The 17,906-nt window shown below is 70.6% G+C and carries 14 protein-coding genes; 2 read left to right on the forward strand and 12 right to left on the reverse strand.

The window, feature by feature from the left end:
• Positions 1–79 precede the first annotated feature (79 nt).
• Complete coding sequence (locus tag ACWC24_RS00605; RefSeq protein WP_450660636.1) at positions 80–646, forward strand: GPR1/FUN34/YaaH family transporter; 567 nt, start codon at positions 80–82, stop codon at positions 644–646.
• Positions 647–767: 121 nt separating this feature from the next.
• Here the strand turns inward: ACWC24_RS00605 and glmS are convergent, their stop codons facing one another.
• The gene (gene glmS / locus ACWC24_RS00610) at positions 768–2,585 is read right to left on the reverse strand and encodes a glutamine--fructose-6-phosphate transaminase (isomerizing) (RefSeq protein ID WP_450660637.1); all 1,818 of its coding nucleotides are present in this window, start codon (positions 2,583–2,585) and stop codon (positions 768–770) included.
• 13 nt (positions 2,586–2,598) lie between these two features.
• Positions 2,599–2,856: a hypothetical protein gene (locus ACWC24_RS00615; protein WP_162469735.1), complete on the reverse strand. Its 258-nt coding sequence runs from the start codon at positions 2,854–2,856 to the stop codon at positions 2,599–2,601.
• A gap of 165 nt (positions 2,857–3,021) precedes the next feature.
• On the opposite strand from ACWC24_RS00615, the gene ACWC24_RS00620 reads away from it, so the two are divergent.
• Complete coding sequence (locus ACWC24_RS00620) at positions 3,022–4,587, forward strand: fibronectin type III domain-containing protein (protein ID WP_450660638.1); 1,566 nt, start codon at positions 3,022–3,024, stop codon at positions 4,585–4,587.
• Positions 4,588–4,656: 69 nt separating this feature from the next.
• Here ACWC24_RS00620 and ACWC24_RS00625 read toward each other — a convergent pair whose 3' ends face one another.
• The 10 genes from ACWC24_RS00625 to ACWC24_RS00670 all read right to left on the reverse strand — a co-directional run bounded on the left by ACWC24_RS00625 (position 4,657) and on the right by ACWC24_RS00670 (position 17,828).
• Complete coding sequence (locus ACWC24_RS00625; RefSeq protein WP_450660639.1) at positions 4,657–6,426, reverse strand: IucA/IucC family protein; 1,770 nt, start codon at positions 6,424–6,426, stop codon at positions 4,657–4,659.
• Positions 6,423–6,980: a GNAT family N-acetyltransferase gene (locus ACWC24_RS00630; protein ID WP_450660640.1), complete on the reverse strand. Its 558-nt coding sequence runs from the start codon at positions 6,978–6,980 to the stop codon at positions 6,423–6,425. The genes ACWC24_RS00625 and ACWC24_RS00630 overlap by 4 nt, the downstream gene beginning before the upstream one ends.
• Positions 6,977–8,260 carry a lysine N(6)-hydroxylase/L-ornithine N(5)-oxygenase family protein gene (locus ACWC24_RS00635; RefSeq protein WP_450660641.1) on the reverse strand — a complete coding sequence of 428 codons (1,284 nt, stop codon included), beginning with the start codon at positions 8,258–8,260 and terminating at the stop codon, positions 6,977–6,979. Before ACWC24_RS00635 ends, ACWC24_RS00630 begins: the two co-directional genes overlap by 4 nt.
• Positions 8,244–9,686, reverse strand: a complete 1,443-nt coding sequence (gene desA, locus ACWC24_RS00640) for a lysine decarboxylase DesA (protein ID WP_450660642.1) — start codon at positions 9,684–9,686, stop codon at positions 8,244–8,246. Before desA ends, ACWC24_RS00635 begins: the two co-directional genes overlap by 17 nt.
• A 223-nt stretch (positions 9,687–9,909) precedes the next feature.
• Entirely contained in the window at positions 9,910–10,776 is an 867-nt protein-coding gene (locus ACWC24_RS00645; protein WP_450660643.1) for a siderophore-interacting protein, read from the reverse strand.
• A 32-nt stretch (positions 10,777–10,808) separates the two neighbouring features.
• The gene (locus ACWC24_RS00650; RefSeq protein ID WP_450660644.1) at positions 10,809–11,858 is read right to left on the reverse strand and encodes an ABC transporter substrate-binding protein; all 1,050 of its coding nucleotides are present in this window, start codon (positions 11,856–11,858) and stop codon (positions 10,809–10,811) included.
• 303 nt (positions 11,859–12,161) lie between these two features.
• Complete coding sequence (locus ACWC24_RS00655) at positions 12,162–13,322, reverse strand: acyl-CoA dehydrogenase family protein (protein ID WP_450661020.1); 1,161 nt, start codon at positions 13,320–13,322, stop codon at positions 12,162–12,164.
• A gap of 5 nt (positions 13,323–13,327) precedes the next feature.
• The gene (locus ACWC24_RS00660; protein WP_450661021.1) at positions 13,328–14,248 is read right to left on the reverse strand and encodes a hydroxymethylglutaryl-CoA lyase; all 921 of its coding nucleotides are present in this window, start codon (positions 14,246–14,248) and stop codon (positions 13,328–13,330) included.
• 17 nt (positions 14,249–14,265) lie between these two features.
• The gene (locus ACWC24_RS00665; RefSeq protein WP_450660645.1) at positions 14,266–16,197 is read right to left on the reverse strand and encodes an acetyl/propionyl/methylcrotonyl-CoA carboxylase subunit alpha; all 1,932 of its coding nucleotides are present in this window, start codon (positions 16,195–16,197) and stop codon (positions 14,266–14,268) included.
• Between the two features lie 14 nt (positions 16,198–16,211).
• Entirely contained in the window at positions 16,212–17,828 is a 1,617-nt protein-coding gene (locus ACWC24_RS00670; protein ID WP_450660646.1) for a carboxyl transferase domain-containing protein, read from the reverse strand.
• Positions 17,829–17,906 lie beyond the last annotated feature (78 nt).

Here is a 17,906-nt window from a genome sequence, read left to right on the forward strand (position 1 = left end):
GCGCGTAGTAAGTGTTTGTGCCTTTGTGAAGGGCATATATCGCTCACCGCGCAACGCACATGCATGAAGGGAGCCCGCCGTGGACAACGACGTCTCTGCGGGAAGCACCACCACCACGATCTTCGGCCGACTCGCCCTGGGAATAACCCTGTTGGCGTTCGGACTCGGCTACACGGACCTGATCGACGGTGTGACGGCGGCAGACGCCGTGACCCTCGCCCACTACGTCGGCGGAGTCGCCCTGTTCCTCGCCGGGCTGCTCGCCCTGCGCGACCGCGACACGGCGAACGGCACCGCCTACACCGTCCTCGGCGCACTCTGGTTCACCTGGGCCGTCTCGGCCGGCGCCCAGGCCTCCGACAACGCCGCGGGACTCTTCCTGCTGCTCTTCGCCCTGGTGGCGCTCAGCCTCACCCTCGCGGGTGGTGACCAGCTCGGCCAGGGCACCTACGGGCTGTTCTTCGTCTCGCTCCTGCTGCTGGCCATCGCCGCCTTCAACGGCAGCGGCGGCCTGGCCAAGGCCGGCGGCTGGTTCGCCGTGGCCGCCGGAGCGGTGGCCTGGTACGCGGCGACCGCGGCCCTGGCCCACTGGCCCACGGCACTTCCCGGACGCGCCGCCGGCCGGGGGGTGACGGCCACCGGCTGAGGCAGGCGCGGGCCGGGGCACCGGGCGGCCCCGGCCCCTTTGAAGGAACGACCCCCTGTGCAGGTGGCTCACAGGGGGTCGTTCATGTCACTGCGCGAGGAACACGCGAGGAGCGGGAGTCCTACTCCACCGTCACCGACTTGGCGAGGTTGCGCGGCTTGTCGATGTCCCGGCCCAGGGCCTTCGCCGTGTGGTAGGCGAGGAGCTGGAGCGGGATGCCCATCAGGATCGGGTCCAGCTCGTCCTCGTTCTTCGGCACGACGATCGTCTGGTCGGCCTTCTCCTGCTCCCGGTGCGCGACCGCGAGGATCCGGCCGCTGCGGGCCTTGATCTCCTCCAGGGCCGCGCGGTTCTTCTCCAGCAGGTCGTCGTCGGGGACGATCGCGACGGTGGGCAGCGCCGGCTCGATGAGGGCGAGCGGACCGTGCTTGAGCTCGGAGGCCGGGTAGGCCTCCGCGTGGATGTAGGAGACCTCCTTGAGCTTCAACGAGGCCTCACGGGCCACCGGGTAGCCCCGGACGCGGCCGATGAAGAGCATCGAGCGGGCCTCGGCGTACTCCTCGGCCAGCTTCTGGATCTCCGCCTCCTGCTCCAGGATCTCGGTGATCTGCGCGGGCAGCTTGCGCAGGCCCTCGATGATCCGCTTGCCGTCGCGCACCGACAGGTCGCGGGTGCGGCCCAGGTGCAGCGCGAGCAGCGCGAAGGCGACCGTGGTGTTGGTGAAGCACTTGGTGGAGACCACGCAGACCTCGGGGCCCGCGTGCACGTAGACGCCGCCGTCCGCCTCGCGGGCGATCGCCGAACCGACCACGTTGACCACGCCGAGGACGCGGGCGCCCTTGCGCTTGAGCTCCTGGACGGCCGCCAGCACGTCGTACGTCTCACCGGACTGCGAGACGGCGATGTACAGCGTGTCGGGGTCGACGACGGCGTTGCGGTAGCGGAACTCCGAGGCCGGCTCGGCGTCCGCAGGGATGCGTGCCAGCTCCTCGATCATCTGGGCGCCGATCATGCCCGCGTGGTACGAGGTGCCGCAGCCGAGGATCTTCACGCGGCGGATCTGGCGCGCCTCGCGGGCGTCCAGGTTCAGGCCGCCGAGGTGGACGGTGGAGAACCGGTCGTCGATGCGGCCGCGCAGCACGCGGTCCACGGCGTCGGCCTGCTCGAAGATCTCCTTGTGCATGTACGTGTCGTGGCCGCCCATGTCGTACGACGCGGCCTCCCACTCCACGATGGTCGGCTCGGCCGTGGTGCGGGTGCCCTCGGTGGTGTACGTCCGGAAGTCGTCGGCCTTGAGGGTGGCCATCTCGCCGTCGTCCAGCGTGACTATCTGGCGGGTGTGGGCGACCAGGGCGGCGATGTCCGAGGCGACGAACATCTCCTTCTCGCCGATGCCGAGGACGACCGGGGAGCCGTTGCGGGCCACCACGATGCGGTCGTTGAAGTCGGCGTGCATCACGGCGATGCCGTAGGTGCCCTCGACCACCCGCAGCGCCTCGCGGACCTTGTCCTCCAGCTTCTCGTGCTGGGAGCGCGCGATGAGGTGGGTGAGCACCTCGGTGTCGGTCTCGGAGAGGAACTCGACTCCGTCGGCCTCGAGCTTCTTGCGCAGGTCGGAGGCGTTGTCGATGATGCCGTTGTGGACGACGGCGACCTTGTTGTCGGCCGACATGTGCGGGTGCGCGTTGATGTCGGACGGGGCGCCGTGGGTGGCCCAGCGGGTGTGGGCGATGCCCGTGGTGCCCTTGAAGCGCGCCGGGACCTTGGCCTCCAGGTCACGGACCCGGCCCTTGGCCTTGACCAGCTTCAGGCCCGGCGTCTTCGGCGAGGTGACGACGATGCCCGCGGAGTCGTAGCCGCGGTACTCCAGACGCTGGAGGCCCTCCAGCAGGAGGGGAGCGACGTCACGCCGACCGATGTATCCGACAATTCCGCACATGTATAGGTATTCCTCAGCCGTAGACCATGCGGCGCAGCTGCCGGAGCGAGAGCTCCGGCGGCGACACCGCCCGGTATTTCAGGTCCGCCTCGATCCGTTCGAAGATCGTCGCGTTCACCAGGCCCTGGGCCTGGAGCTCGCGGTGGCGGCGACGGACGTAGTCCTCGGTCGTCTCGTCGAAATAGGCGAGCACGTCCTGGACCACCCGCAGGGCCTCACCCCGGTTGAGGGGCGTGGACCGGGTCAGGTGATCAACGAGTTCGTCGTGCACTCGGTAGATCCTGGGGTACCGACGGTAGATCCGCAAGAATCCTGCCCGATTTCGGGCAGAGCCGTGTTGAATCTCTTATGAGGCGCTGTTCGTCGGCTGTCCATCCTGAGTCCTGCGGTCCGTTGCCTTGGGGGACGAGTTTCAGACGCCATGGACATTCCTCGCATGGGCGTACCCGAGCAGCTGGCCGAGCGCATGAGCATGGCCGAACAGCACGAATACCTGCGCGCCAGATTCTCCAGGCGCACGATGATCAGAGGCGGCGCGGTCACCGTGGGCGCCGTCGTGGGTGGCGCGTTCGTGCCGGGTGCCACCGCCCAGGCCGCCGTACCCACCCAGTCCACCGCGCCCGCGACCGAGACGGTCGACGGCGCCCTCGTCGCCCCCTTCGGCCGCCACCTCGCCTACGGCAACGACCCGAGCACCGAGATGACGGTCTCGTGGCAGGTCCCGGTCGCGGTGAAGAAGCCGTTCATCCGGATCGGCGCCCACCCCTGGGACCTCTCGCGCAAGATCGAGGCCGAGGTCCGCACCCTCTACACCCCGGCCGGTGTCGGCGCGAGCGGCGACCACAGCCAGTACTACCTGCACGCCAAGCTCACCCACCTGCGCCCGGGCCGTACGTACTACTACGGCGTCGGCCACCAGGGCTTCGACCCGGCCGCGGCGCACCTGGCGGGCACCCTGGGCACCTTCACCACCGCGCCCGACCGCAAGGAGCCGTTCACCTTCACCGCCTTCGGCGACCAGGGCGTCAGCTACCACGCGCTGGCCAACGACAGCCTGATCCTCGGCCAGAACCCGGCCTTCCACCTGCACGCGGGCGACATCGCCTACGGCGACCCGGCCGGCCAGGGCAAGACCACCGACACCGGGTTCGACTCGCGCACCTGGGACCAGTTCCTCTACCAGACCGAGTCGGTCGCCAAGCAGATCCCGTGGATGGTCTCGTACGGCAACCACGACATGGAGGCCTGGTACTCACCCAACGGCTACGGTGGCGAGGAGGCCCGCTGGACCCTCCCGGACAACGGCCCGGACGCCAAGAACCTCCCGGGCGTCTACTCCTTCGTCTACGGCAACACCGCGATCATCTCGCTGGACCCCAACGACGTCTCCTTCGAGATCCCGGCCAACCTCGGCATCTCCGGCGGCACCCAGACCAAGTGGTTCGAGGCGCAGCTGAAGAAGTTCCGCGCCTCGAAGGACATCGACTTCGTCATCGTGTTCTTCCACCACTGCGCGTACTGCACCTCCACCGCGCACGCCTCGGAGGGGGGAGTGCGCCAGGAGTGGGTGCCGCTGTTCGACAAGTACCAGGTCGACCTGGTCATCAACGGCCACAACCACCAGTACGAGCGCACCGACGTGATCAAGGGCAACCAGGTCGTCAAGAAGCTCCCGATCGGCGAGACGGCCTACTCGGACACCGAGGGCACCGTGTACGTCACTGCGGGCGCGGCGGGCCGCAGCCTGTACGCGTTCACCGCGCCCGACTCCTACGAGGGCCACCCGAACGAGGTCGACTCCGTCGCCTCCTTCATCAACACCAAGGACGGCAAGGTCGACGAGACCGTCACCTGGTCGCGGGTGCGCTACCTGAACTACTCCTTCCTGCGTGTCGACGTCGTCCCCGCGCAGAAGGGCCGCTACGCCACCCTGAAGGTCCAGGGCATCGCCGAGACCGGCGACCGCATCGACCACTTCACGGTGGCCCGCAGGGCCAAGTAGTCCCGGCTCGCAGGGAGACGGGCACCCCGCGGGACCGTACCGCGGGGTGCCCGTCCGTCGACGCGGCCGTTACCGGCCCGCGAGGGGGTTCGCCAGGTCGCCGGCCAGCTGGAGCGCGCCGGACGGGTCCGCCAGGTCCACCATCTGCCGGTTGTCGCGCAGTTGGAGGCGGTTGAGGCAGGACAGGGCGAACGCGGGGGCGAACAGGTCGTACTGGCGGAACCTGTCGGCCAGTTCGGGGTTCGCCTCCTGGTACTCGTGGGTGACCTCGGCGACCGTGCCCCAGAACTCGTCCTCCGTCAGGACCCCCTCGGTGGCGAGGTTCGCGGCGAGGAAGCGGAAGAAGCAGTCGAAGACGTCCGTGAAGACCGACAGCAGCTTCATGTCCTCGGGCACCTCGACGCGGATGCGCCGCACCTCGGGCGGCAGCACCGCGTCCGGGTCCATGACGGCGATCTCCTCGGCGATGTCCTTGTAGATCGCCCGCCGCACCACCCCGTCCTTCAGGACCAGGATGACGTTCTCGCCGTGCGGCATGTACACCAGGTCGTAGGCGTAGAAGCTGTGCAGCAGCGGGGTGTAGTAGGCCCGCAGATAGCGGCGCAGCCACTCGGCCGGCGCCAGCCCCGACCGCTCGATCAGCGCGGCCGCGACCGAGGCGCCCTCGTGGTCCACGTGGACGAGACTGGCCATGGTCGCCAGGGACTCGCCCTCCGCCAGCGACGGCACCGGGCTCTCCCGCCACAGCGCGGCGAGCATCTTGCGGTACGGCGAGTAGCGGTCCGTGGCCGCCTCGTACTCCAGGTGCCGGTAGCCCACGGCGGCCCGCTCGCGGATGATCGACAGACCGCTCGACCGCAGCACCGGGTCGCTGTCGACGAGCTGCGCGAGCCAGTCGTTGATCGCGGGGGTGGCCTCCATGTACGCGGCCGAAAGGCCCCGCATGAACCCCATGTTGAGGACGGACAGGGCCGTCTTCACGTAGTGCTTCTCGGGGTGGGAGGAGTTGAAGAAGGTCCGGATGGACTGCTGGGCGAGGTACTCGTCGTCGCCCTCGCCCAGACAGACCAGGTGCCGGCGGGCGACCTCGGCGGCGAAGGTGACGGTGAGCTTGTTCCACCACTGCCAGGGGTGGACGGGGATGAAGAGGTAGTCGGCCGGCTCGAGTCCCAGGCCGGTCAGCCGGGCGCGGAAGCGCTCGACGGTCTCCTCGCCCAGCTCCTGCCGTACGAACGACTCGTACTCGATGCCCACGCCCGCCGTGAACGCGGCCCGCGAGCGGTGCGCGGCCAGCCACACCAGCCGTACCGGGCTCGCCGTCTCGGGCGCGTACGACAGGTACTCGTGGACGCCGAAGCCGAGCCGCCCGTTGTTGGCGACGAAGCAGGGGTGGCCCTCGGTCATGCCGGTCTCGATCGCCTGGAAGCCGGCGCGGGCCAGCTCGGCCGAGGGGATCTGCGGCTTGGTGAGCTTGTAGCAGGTGCCGGAGAGGGTGGAGGAGATCTCCTCCAGGTACACCGGCAGGATCTCGTCGCTCAGTCCCAGGGACTTCTTCAGCTCGATGAAGAAGTCCAGTGCGGCCAGGGGAAGTTCGGCGCCGTCGCGGTGACGGGTGATGGAGTCGGCGGCCACCTGCCAGTGGTCGAGGGCGCGGCGGACGGCCGTGAACCGGTAGACGGTCTGGCCGTCGTCGCTGCGCACGGCGTACCCCTCGCCGTCCGGCTCGGGGCTGATCAGCCGTTCGTGCGCGAACTCGGCGAGGGCCTTGCGGACCAACAGACGGTTGGCCTGCTCCCAGCGCTCGGGGGAGAGGTGGGCCACGGAGTCGGCGAGGGTCATGCGGCCACCGCCTTCTCGAACTGCGCGCGGGTGCAGAAGCTCAGCAACGCCGTCTTCTCCGGCTTCTCGATCTCGCGGTCGGGTTCAAATCCGACCGCCTCGTTGAGGGCGTGCACGGCCTTGTTGCCGACGTCGGGTTCCACCACGACCCGGGCGGTCGCCGGGTCGGCGAAGAGGTGCGCCATCACGGCGGTGATCACCGCACGGGTGAAGCCGTGCACGGGCGTGTCCGTCGGGGCGACGAGGAAGTGCATGCCGACGTCACCGGGGAGCGGCTCGTACAGGCCGACCAGCTCGCGGTGGGCGGGGTCGTACCGCTCCATCAGGAAGGCCGGCACGCCGTCGTGCAGGCCCAGCAGCGCGTGGTGGTGCTCGTCCGCCGCCATCTCCATGTACGCCCGCTCGACGTCCTCCGGTTTCGCGTCCTGCATCATCCAGAAGGCCGCCTTGGGGTGGGTGACCCAGCCGTGCAGCAGCTCGGCGTCGGCCAGCGGGTCGAGCGGGCGGACGGTGAACGTCCCGATGCCGGTGCGGGGGGTGTGGTCGGCGGTCATACGGAGAACTCCTGGAACGCGATCTTCTTCTCGACCGGGTAGTACTCGGTGCCGAGCAGCTCACGGATGATGTAGGTGTTGCGGTACGGGCCCATGCCCAGATCGGGCGAGGTGATGCTGTGCGTGTGGACGGCGCCGTTCTGGAGGAAGACGCCCCGGCCCGTCACGTCGATCGCGTAGTTGCGGCCCACGTCGAAGTTGCCGTGCCCGTCGTAGCGCAGCCGGTCGCGGACCGGGGCGAGGAACTCCGGCTCCGTGTAGGCGTAGCCGGTGGCCAGGATCAGGCCCTGGCTGCGCAGCTCGTAGTCCTTGCCCTGCTCCTCCTGGCGCAGCGTCAGGGTGTACGTGCCGTCGTCGTGCCGGGCGCCGGTCAGGGCCGAGTTGGTGAGCAGCCGGGTGGGGACCGGGCCGCCGAGGTTCTTCTGGTACAGCAGGTCGAAGATCTCGTCGATCAGGTCGCCGTCGATGCCCTTGAACAGGCCCTTCTGCTCGGCGGTGAGCCGGTAGCGGGTGTCCTCGGGCAGCTCGCGGAAGTAGTCGACGTACTCCGGGGAGGTCATCTCCAGCGTGAGCTTGGTGTACTCCAGCGGGAAGAAGCGCGGTGAGCGCGTGACCCAGTTCAGCCGGTAGCCGTGCACGTCGATCTCGGCGAGGAGGTCCTGGTAGATCTCGGCGGCCGACTGGCCGCTGCCGACCAGGGTGATCGACTCCTTGCGCTGCAACCGCGCCTTGTGTTCCAGGTAGCGGGAGTTGTGGATGAAGTCGCCGCCCAGGTCCCGGCAGGCGTCGGGCAGGTGCGGCGAGGTGCCGGTGCCCAGCACCAGGTGGCGGGCGCGGTAGGTGTCGCCCGCGGTGGTCGTCACGACGTAGTGCTCGTCCGCGTCGTCGTACGTCACCGTCTCGACCGTCGTGCCGAAGCGGATGCTGCTCAGCTTGCCGGCGGCCCAGCGGCAGTAGTCGTCGTACTCGACCCGCAGCGGGTAGAAGTTCTCGCGGATGTAGAACGAGTAGAGCCGGCCGCGCTCCTTGAGGTAGTTCAGGAAGGAGTACGGGGAGGTCGGGTCGGCGAGGGTGACCAGGTCCGACATGAACGGCGTCTGGAGGTGGGCGCCGTCGAGGAACATCCCCGCGTGCCACTCGAAGTCGGGCTTCGTCTCCAGGAAGACGCCGTCGAGTCCGGCGATCGGTTCGGTGAGACAGGCCAGGCCGAGGTTGAAGGGGCCGAGCCCGATCCCCACGAAGTCGTAGGTCCTCGGTCGGGACTCAGGAAGCGCGGTCAACGGATTCTCCCAGGTACTGCTCGGCGTGGTCGGCGATCAGGTCGAGGACGGCGGCGATGCCGTCCGCGGTGGTCTCGGGGTTGAGCAGGGTGAACTTCAGGTAGTGGCGGCCGCCGACCTTGGTGCCCGCGACCACGGCGTCGCCGGAGGCGAACAGGGCCTTGCGGGCGTACAGGTTGGCGCGGTCGATCTCGGCCGGGTCGGTGACGGCGGCCGGGATGTAGCGGAAGACCAGGGTGGACAGGGACGGCCGGACCACCACGTCGAAGCGCGGGTCGGCGGCCAGCAGCCGCCAGCCCTCGTCCGCGAGGTCGCAGACCTCGTCGAAGAGCGAGCCGATGCCGTCGGCGCCCATCACGCGCAGCGTCATCCACAGCTTGAGCGCGTCGAACCGGCGGGTGGTCTGGAGGGACTTGTCCACCTGGTTGGGGATGCGTTCCTGCACCATGCGGCGCGGGTTGAGGTAGTCCGCGTGGTAGGTGGCGTGCCGCAGCGTGGCGGCGTCGCGGACCAGGACGGCGGAGGAACTCACCGGCTGGAAGAAGGACTTGTGGTAGTCGACGGTGACCGAGTCGGCGCGCTCGATGCCGTCGATGCGGTCCCGGTACTTCACCGAGGCGAGCAGACCGCAGCCGTAGGCGGCGTCGACGTGCATCCACACGCCGTACTGCCGGCACAGTTCGGCGATCTCCGGCAGCGGGTCGATGGAGCCGAAGTCGGTGGTGCCGCCGGTGGCGACGACGGCCATGGGGACGAGGCCGTCCCTGCGGCACCGCTCCAGCTCGTGGGCGAGGGCGACGGTCTGCATCCGCCGGTCGTGGTCGACGGGGATGCTCACCACCGCGTCCGCGCCCAGGCCGAGCAGTTTCGCGGACTTCTTGACGCTGAAGTGGCTGGCCTCGGAGGCGAAGACACGCAGCCGGTCGAGGCTGTCGGTCTTGGCCTCCTCGCGGGCCAGCAGCAGCGCCTGGAGGTTGGACTGGGTGCCGCCGGAGGTGAACACCCCGTCGGCGGAGGGGCCGAGGCCGATCCGGGCGGCCGTCCAGTCGATGAGCCTGCGCTCGATCAGGGTGCCGCCGGCCGACTGGTCCCAGGTGTCCAGCGAGGAGTTGACGGCGGACAGGACCGCCTCGCCGAGCACGGCCGGGATCACGACCGGGCAGTTGAGGTGGGCGAGGTAGCGGGGGTGGTGGAAGTAGACGGCGTCGCGCAGGTAGACCTCTTCGAGTTCGTCCAGGGCGGCCGTGGTGTCGTGCAGCGGCCGGTCGAGGTCGATCCGTTCGATGCGGGGGGCGAGGTCGTCTGCCGTGACGCCGGTGAACGGCCGTTCGGTGGTGGCGAGTTTGGCCGCCACCCGCTCGACTCCTTCGGTCACGGAGCGACGGTAGTCCTCCGCGGTGAGGTCATTGAGCAGGTGCGAGCGCATGTGGGGGTCCTCCGGATGGGGAGAGTCCGTGCGGGACGAGAAGGGGGAGAAGGCGGCGAGGTTCCGGGCTTCAACTTAGGTAAGCCTAACCTAATTAACCGGACCGAAACGCCGACTCCCCCGTGACCGCGATCACTTGGACCCGGCGTCCTCATCTGCCCTGCCACCGGGCCCTGTCGGTCGCAACGGCCGTCGCCGGGCCCGCTCGGTCGGGCGCGGCGGCTCACTCCTGCTCGCGCAGCTGTTCCTCGGACAGGCCCTGGCGCCAGTAGCCCACGAAGGTGACCCGGCGCCGGTCGACGCCCCGCTCGCCGACGAAGTGTCGGCGCAGCCGCTTCACGCAGTCCGACTCGCCCGCGATCCACACGTACGGGTTCCGGGCGGCCGGGAGGTCCGCCGCGCGCAGGGCGTCGAGAGCCGGGGGACTCTCCAGGGCGCCGTGTCCGTCCCGTACGAGCCAGGTGATCTCGGTGTCGGCCCGTGTGGCCAGGTCCTGGACGGTGCCCGCGTGGTGCACCTCCAGCCACACCCGGGCGCGGGTGCCGGCCGGGAGGGACTCCAGGATCGACGAGACGGCGGGCAGGGCCGTCTCGTCCCCCCAGATCAGCACCAGATCGGTGTCCTCGGGCGGGCGGAAGCGGATCGCGCGGTTGTCGGCGACCGCCGGGCCGAGCAGCCGGACGCGGTCGCCCGCGGCCGCCCGCGACGCCCAGCGGGAGGCGGGGCCCGCGGGGGCGGCCGCGCCCGGCTCCACGCCGTGCAGCACGAAGTCGATGTCGATCTCGGCGGTGTCGCCGAGCGCGTCCCTGCGCAGTGAGCGCAGGGTGTACGAGCGCATCACCGCCCGTACGTCGTCGGGGAGTTCACGCCACCCCTGCCACCAGTTGTCACCGAGCTCGACCGGGACCGCGGGCTCGTGCTGGCCGGGGTGCGGCAGGAACAGCGACAGGCTCTGGTCGCGCCCCTGAGAGCGGAAGTGGGTGAGGTCGGACCCGCCGAAGGTGATCCGGACCAGGGACGGGCCGAGCCGCCTCGTCCGTACGACCCGGAGGGAGAAGAAGCGGAACGGGGCGGCCACGGCCGTCGTCATGGGAGCTCCTGAGGCTCAGGAAGGGTGGGCGGTCAGCTGACCTTCTTCGCGTTCTCGAGCGCCTCGGCGAGGTTGTCGAGCAGCGGCACGCACTTGGCGTAGGACAGGATCGGCTCGGGCGAACGCGCGATGACCTGGCCCGCCTTGACCGCCGGGAGCTTCTTCCAGGTGGCCTCGGTGATGTCGGCCGGCTGGATGGTCGAGGAGCGGTCGTCCATCATGATGATGTCGGCCTGGTACTTGTCGACGTTCTCCCAGCTCAGGCTCTCGTACCAGCCGCCGCCCTCCTTCTTGGCGCTCTCCGGGGGCTCGACGAAGTTCACGCCGAGGGCCTTGAAGTACTCCAGGTCGATGGAGAGGTTGGTGCCGGAGACGTAGAACAGCTCCTGGCTGGCGGAGCCCGCCATGACCTTGATCTCGGGCTTGGCCTTGGCGGCCGCGCGCAGCCGGGCGGCGGCCGTCTCGAAGCGCTTCTTGGCGTCGGTGACCGCGGCGGCCTTCATGTCCGCGCCGAGCGACTCGGCCAGCTCCCACACGCGCTGGAGCGGCTTGTCGAGCTGGCGGTCGTAGACGGAGACGCCGACGCTCGGGGCGAGCTTGGCGATCTTGTCCTTGGAGGCCTCGGGGACGTACCAGAGGGTGCCGGCGTCGTCGAACATCGTGGAGATCAGCACGTCCGGCGCCAGGGCCGCGTACTTCTCGACGTTGAACTCGTCCCAGACGTTGCCCAGCACGGTGACCTTGCTGACGTCCATGTCGCCCGCCTGGACGTCGGCCTTGCCGTCGGCGGTCTTGGTGGGGCCGAAGACGCCCTTGACCGAGATGCCGTAGTCGTGGAGGGCGGCGCCGACGCCGGTGAAGGCGACGATGTTCGCGGGGATCTTGTCCAGCTTCACCGTGGTGCCGCGGTCGTCCTTGAACGTCCAGGGGCCGGACTTGGCGGCAGCGGCCGTCTCCTTGGCCGAACCGCCGTCTTTCGCGTCGTCGTCCCCGCACGCGGCGAGCACGGCGCCGAGACCGAGGGCTCCGCCCGCGGCGAGGATGCCGCGACGGGAGAGGTGGGTGGCGCTGGCGTTGGGCATGGCTACGCTGCTTTCGAACAGGGCGGATCACCCGCCGGACAATTCGAAGGTAGGTTAGCCTAACCTCAGCTCATGTCCCAGGGGGTGGGGGTCGCCGCTTCACCCTGTGTCTGGGCTGTGGGCCCGGCGTGTCGACCGACTCCGGCTGTTCCGCGGCGAGTTGACCCGATGTCGCCCCATGGCCGAGTGCCCCGCCCGGACGCGGACGGGCAGGCCGTCGACGACGACCTGCCCGCGCTCCCCGTCGGTCGACGACGACCTGCCCGCGCTCCCCGCCCGCCGACCCGGCCTGCGGAGGGCGGTTCAGCCCGCCAGCCCCAACTCCCGTGCGATCAGCATCCGCTGGACCTCGCTGGTGCCCTCGCCGATCTCCAGGATCTTGGAGTCGCGCCACATGCGGGCCACCGGGTACTCGTTCATGAAGCCGTAGCCGCCGTGGATCTGGGTGGCGTCGCGGGCGTTGTCCACCGCGATGGTGGAGGAGTACAGCTTGGCGACCGCCGCCTCCTTCTTGAAGGGCTCGCCCGCGACGAGACGGGAAGCGGCGTCGCGCCAGCCGACGCGGGCCATGTGCGCCCGCATCTCCATGTCGGCGACCTTGAACTGGATGGCCTGGTTCGCGCCGATCGGGCGGCCGAAGGCGTGCCGCTCCTTGGCGTACTTCACCGACTCGTCCACACAGCCCTGCGCCAGCCCGGTGGCCAGGGCCGCGATGGCGATCCGCCCCTCGTCCAGGATCCGCAGGAACTGCGCGTACCCGCGGCCCTGTTCGCCCAGCAGGTTCGCGGCCGGGACCCGCACGTCCGCGAAGGACAGCTCACGGGTGTCCGAGGCGTTCCAGCCGACCTTCGAGTAGGGCGCCGCGACCGTGAAACCGGGGGTGCCCGACGGGACGATGATCGAGGAGATCAGCGGCCTGCCGTCCGGCTTGCGGCCGGTGACCGCGGTGACCGTCACCAGACCCGTGATGTCCGTACCGGAGTTGGTGATGAAGCACTTGCTGCCGTTGATGACCCATTCGTCCGTCTCGGGGTCGAGGCGGGCCGTCGTACGGGTCGCGCCCGCGTCCGAGCCGCCGTCCGGCTCGGTCAGGCCGAAGGCACCCAGGATCTCGCCGGCGCACAGCCGCGGCAGCCACTCCCGCTTCTGCTCCTCGGTGCCGAAGAGGTGGATCGGCATGGCCCCCAGCGAGACGCCCGCCTCCAGGGTGATGGCCACGGACGAGTCCACCCGGGCCAGTTCCTCCAGCGCGATGCCCAGCGCCAGGTAGTCGCCGCCCATGCCGCCGTACTCCTCCGGGAACGGCAGCCCGAACAGGCCCATCCGGCCCATCTCGCGGACGATCTCGTAGGGGAACTCGTGCCGCTCGTAGAAGTCACCGATCTTCGGTGCCACGACGTCGTGGGCGAACTCCTCCACCGTGCGGCGGAGTTCTTCCAGTTCGGGGGAGAGCTTGTGGTCCATCGTGTTCACTGCTCCTGGTAGGAGAGGGCTCGTACGGTGCGGGACGGGCTGGGTCGGCCCAGTCGGTCGGCCATCCACACGCTCGTGGCGACGAGACGGCCGAGGTCGACTCCGGTGTCGATGCCGAGACCGTGCAGCATCCACACGAGGTCCTCGGTGGCGAGGTTGCCGGTCGCGGACTTGGCGTAGGGGCAGCCGCCGAGACCTCCGGCGGAGGCGTCGACGGTGGTGACGCCCTGCCGGAGCGCGGCCAGGGTGTTGGCGAGTGCCTGGCCGTAGGTGTCGTGGAAGTGCACGCCCAGCACCTCGGCGGGGATGCCCTGCGCGTCCAGCGAGACGAGCAGTTCGCGCACATGGCCCGGGGTCGCGACCCCGATGGTGTCGCCGAGGCTCAGCTCGTCGCAGCCCATGTCCCTCAGGGCCTTGCAGACCCGGACGACCTGGGGGACCGGCACCGCGCCCTCCCACGGGTCGCCGAAGCACATGGAGAGGTAGCCGCGCACGTGTCCGCCCTCGGCCCTGGCCCGCGCGACGACCGGCTCGAACATCGCCAGCGCCTCGTCCACCGTCCGGTTGAGGTTGGCCTTGGCGAAGGACTCGGTGGCGCTGGCGAACACGGCGACGCGGCGCGCGCCCAGCGCCAGGGCGCGCTCCAGCCCCCGCTCGTTGGGCACGAGCACCGGCAGCTCCACCGGCAGATCCGCGACCAGCGGGAAGAGCTGCTCGGCGTCGGCGAGCTGGGGCACCCACTTCGGGTGCACGAAGCTGGTCGCCTCGACGGTGCCCAGGCCCGCGTCGGCCAGGCGGCGCACGAACTCCGCCTTCACCTCGGTCGGCACGGTCGCCTTCTCGTTCTGCAGGCCGTCGCGCGCGCCGACCTCGTGGATGCGCACCCGCGCCGGCAGCTCCGGGTCCGGCACGGCCATGGGCAGTCCGGGGGCGGTCACGGCGCCACCTCCTCGTGTGGGGCGACGACGGCGAGCACCTGGTCCATGGCGACCGTGCTGCCCGGCCGGACGTCCAGCTCGGTGACCGTGCCGGCGTGCGGGGCGGAGATGACGTGCTCCATCTTCATCGCCTCGACGACCAGCAGGCTCTGACCGGCCGTCACCTCGTCGCCGACGGCCACCTTCACCACGGTGACCGTGCCGGGCATGGGCGCGGTGAGCGAGTCGGCTCCGCCGTGCGCGGCGCGGTCCAGGGACGCGGCGACCGGGTCGTGGTCGCGCACGTGCCAGGCGTCGCCGTCCCGGCCGAGCCAGTCGGCGGCGCGCCGGAAGGTGTGGCGGACGCCGTCCAGGGTCACGGAGACCCGGTCCTCGGTGACGGTGTGGGTGCCGCGCGGCACGTACTCCACCGGGTCCTGCACCCGCAGGTGGAAACCGACCGGCCGGGGCCGGCCGCCCAGCCGCCAGCCGTTCGGCACCGAGAAGGGGTCGGTCCAGCCTCCGTCGGCGGGACGCAGCGCGTCCAGACGGACGGCCGCGGCGGCCTCGTAGACCTCGTCGGGCACATCGGTGGGGACCAGGTCCGCCGCCACCCGCTCGACCAGGCCGGTGTCCAGCTCGCCCGCGACGACCGCCGGATGGGCCAGCAGCCGGCGCAGGAACCCCGCGTTGGTCGGCACGCCCAGCGTGACCGTGTCCGCGAGGGCCGCGCGCAGCCTGCGCAGCGCGGTGGCGCGGTCGGGGCCGTAGGCGATGACCTTGGACAGCATCGGGTCGTAGAGGCTGCCGACCTCGGTGCCCTCGCTGAGCCCGGAGTCGGTGCGCACCCCGTCGCCCTGGGGTTCCGCCAGCCGCAGCACGGTGCCGCCGGAGGGGAGGAACCCGCGCGCGGGGTCCTCGGCACAGACGCGGGCCTCGACGGCGTGGCCGGTCAGCCGGATGTCGTCCTGGGCGTACGGCAGCGGCTCGCCCGCCGCCACCCGCAGCTGCCACTCCACCAGGTCGATGCCCGTGATCAGCTCGGTGACCGGGTGCTCCACCTGGAGACGGGTGTTCATCTCCATGAAGTAGTACGAGGACGGGTCGTTGCCGGGGACGATGAACTCCACCGTGCCCGCGCCCCGGTAGCCGCAGGAGCGGGCGGCCTGGACGGCGGCCTCGCCCATCGCGGCGCGGGTCGCCTCGTCCAGAAGCACGCTCGGCGCCTCCTCGACGATCTTCTGGTGCCGACGCTGGAGCGAGCACTCGCGCTCTCCCAGGTGCACCACGTTGCCGTGCGCGTCGGCCAGGACCTGGATCTCGATGTGCCGGGGCCGGTCGATCCAGCGCTCGACCAGGAGCGTGTCGTCGCCGAAGGAAGTGCGGGCCTCGCGGCGGGCGGCGGCGATCTCGTCGGCCAGCGCCGAGGCCTCGCGCACCAGCCGCATGCCCTTGCCGCCGCCGCCCGCCGACGGCTTCAGCAGCACCGGCATGCCGATCTCGCGGGCGGCCCCGGCCAGCTCGGCGTCGGTGAGTCCGCTGCCGCTGGAGCCGGGCACGACCGGGACGCCCGCGGCCCGCACCGTCTCCTTCGCGCGGATCTTGTCGCCCATGAGGGAGATCGCGTCCGCCGGAGGGCCGATGAAGGCCAGGCCCGCCTCGGCGCACGCGCGGGCGAACCCGGCGTTCTCCGCGAGGAACCCGTACCCGGGGTGCACGGCCTGGGCTCCGCTGCGGGCGGCGGCCTCCAGCAGCCGCTCCACCGACAGATAGCTCTCGGCCGCGGACGGCGGCCCGATCCGTACGGCCGTGTCGGCCTCGCGCACGTGCCGGGCGTCCGCGTCGGCGTCGGAGAAGACGGCCACCGAGCGCACCCCGAGCGCGCGCAGCGTCCGGATGACGCGTACGGCGATCTCGCCCCGGTTGGCCACAAGGACTGTGTCGAACATGGTCTGTGGTCCCCTCACATCCGGAAGACGCCGAAGGCGGGCTCGGCCAGCGGCGCGCCCGCGCACGCCGTCAGGGCCAGGCCCAGCACCTGCCGGGTCTCCATCGGGTCGATCACGCCGTCGTCCCAGAGCCGGGCCGTGGCGTAGTAGGCGTTGCCCTGGCGCTCGTACTGGGCGCGGATCGGGTCCTTGAAGGACTCCTCGTCCTCCAGCGGCCAGGACTCCCCGCGGGCCTCCAGCTGGTCCCGCTTGACGGTCGCGAGGACGGAGGCGGCCTGCTCGCCGCCCATCACGGAGATCTTGGCGTTGGGCCACATCCACAGGAAGCGCGGCGAATACGCCCGTCCGCACATGGAGTAGTTGCCCGCGCCGTACGACCCGCCGACCACCACCGTCAGCTTCGGCACCCGGGTGCACGCCACCGCGGTCACCATCTTGGCGCCGTGCTTGGCGATGCCGCCCGCCTCGTAGGCCTTGCCCACCATGAAGCCGGAGATGTTCTGGAGGAACACCAGCGGGATCCCGCGCTGGTCGCACAGCTCGATGAAGTGGGCGCCCTTCTGGGCGGACTCGGCGAACAGGATGCCGTTGTTGGCGACGATCCCGACCGGGTGGCCGTGGATCCGGGCGAAGCCGGTGACCAGGGTCTGTCCGAACTCGGACTTGAACTCGGCGAACCGCGAGCCGTCGACCACGCGCGCGATGACCTCGCGGACGTCGTAGGGGGTGCGGGAGTCGACGGGCACCGCGCCGTACAGCCCGGCGGGGTCCACCTTCGGCTCGACCGGGGTGGTGGCCTCCCAGGGCAGCGGGCCGCGCGCGGGCAGGGTGGCGGCGATGTTCCGCACGATCCGCAGCGCGTGGGCGTCGTCCTCGGCGAGGTGGTCGGTCACGCCCGACACCCGCGAGTGGACCTCGCCGCCGCCGAGCTCCTCGGCGGTGACGACCTCTCCGGTGGCGGCCTTCACCAGCGGCGGCCCGCCCAGGAAGATGGTGCCCTGGTCGCGCACGATCACGGCCTCGTCGCTCATCGCGGGCACGTACGCCCCGCCGGCCGTGCACGAGCCGAGCACGGCGGCGATCTGCGGGATCCCGGCGCCGGACATCCGCGCCTGGTTGTAGAAGATCCGCCCGAAGTGCTCGCGGTCGGGGAAGACGTCGTCCTGCATGGGCAGGAAGGCGCCCCCGGAGTCCACGAGGTAGATGCACGGCAGGCGGTTCTCCAGCGCCACCTCCTGCGCGCGCAGGTGCTTCTTCACCGTCATCGGGTAGTAGGTGCCGCCCTTGACGGTGGCGTCGTTGGCGACGACCACGCAGAGCCGGCCGCTCACCCGCCCGATACCGGCGATCACGCCGGCGGCCGGGGCCTGTCCCTCGTACATCCCCTCGGCGGCCAGCGGGGCCAGCTCCAGGAACGGCGAGCCCGGGTCCAGGAGGGTGTCCACCCGGTCCCGCGGCAGCAGCTTCCCGCGCGCGGTGTGCCTGGCCCGTGCCTTCTCACCGCCCCCCAGCCGGGCCGCGGCCAGTTTCGCGTGCAGCTCTTCCACGAGGGCGCGGTGCGCCTCCTCGTTGGCTTGCCAGGCCTCCGACGCGGGATCGGCCGCGCTCGTCAGCTCCGGTGCCTCTTGCATCCTGCGGTCCCCTCACCCAGCGATCGACTGTTAATGAGCGTTAACCATTTCCTTTAGGTTAACGACCGCTAACCTCCC

Source organism: Streptomyces sp. NPDC001443 (assembly GCF_053597355.1).

Coding starts and splice junctions, on each gene's coding strand:
- glmS (WP_450660637.1), bottom strand. CDS start 2,585: ATGTGCGGAATTGTCGGATACATCGGTCGGCGTGACGTCGCTCCCCTC.
- ACWC24_RS00620 (WP_450660638.1), top strand. CDS start 3,022: ATGGGCGTACCCGAGCAGCTGGCCGAGCGCATGAGCATGGCCGAACAG.
- ACWC24_RS00625 (WP_450660639.1), bottom strand. CDS start 6,426: ATGACCCTCGCCGACTCCGTGGCCCACCTCTCCCCCGAGCGCTGGGAG.
- ACWC24_RS00630 (WP_450660640.1), bottom strand. CDS start 6,980: ATGACCGCCGACCACACCCCCCGCACCGGCATCGGGACGTTCACCGTC.
- desA (WP_450660642.1), bottom strand. CDS start 9,686: ATGCGCTCGCACCTGCTCAATGACCTCACCGCGGAGGACTACCGTCGC.
- ACWC24_RS00645 (WP_450660643.1), bottom strand. CDS start 10,776: ATGACGACGGCCGTGGCCGCCCCGTTCCGCTTCTTCTCCCTCCGGGTC.
- ACWC24_RS00650 (WP_450660644.1), bottom strand. CDS start 11,858: ATGCCCAACGCCAGCGCCACCCACCTCTCCCGTCGCGGCATCCTCGCC.
- ACWC24_RS00655 (WP_450661020.1), bottom strand. CDS start 13,322: ATGGACCACAAGCTCTCCCCCGAACTGGAAGAACTCCGCCGCACGGTG.
- ACWC24_RS00660 (WP_450661021.1), bottom strand. CDS start 14,248: ATGGCCGTGCCGGACCCGGAGCTGCCGGCGCGGGTGCGCATCCACGAG.
- ACWC24_RS00665 (WP_450660645.1), bottom strand. CDS start 16,197: ATGTTCGACACAGTCCTTGTGGCCAACCGGGGCGAGATCGCCGTACGC.
- ACWC24_RS00670 (WP_450660646.1), bottom strand. CDS start 17,828: ATGCAAGAGGCACCGGAGCTGACGAGCGCGGCCGATCCCGCGTCGGAG.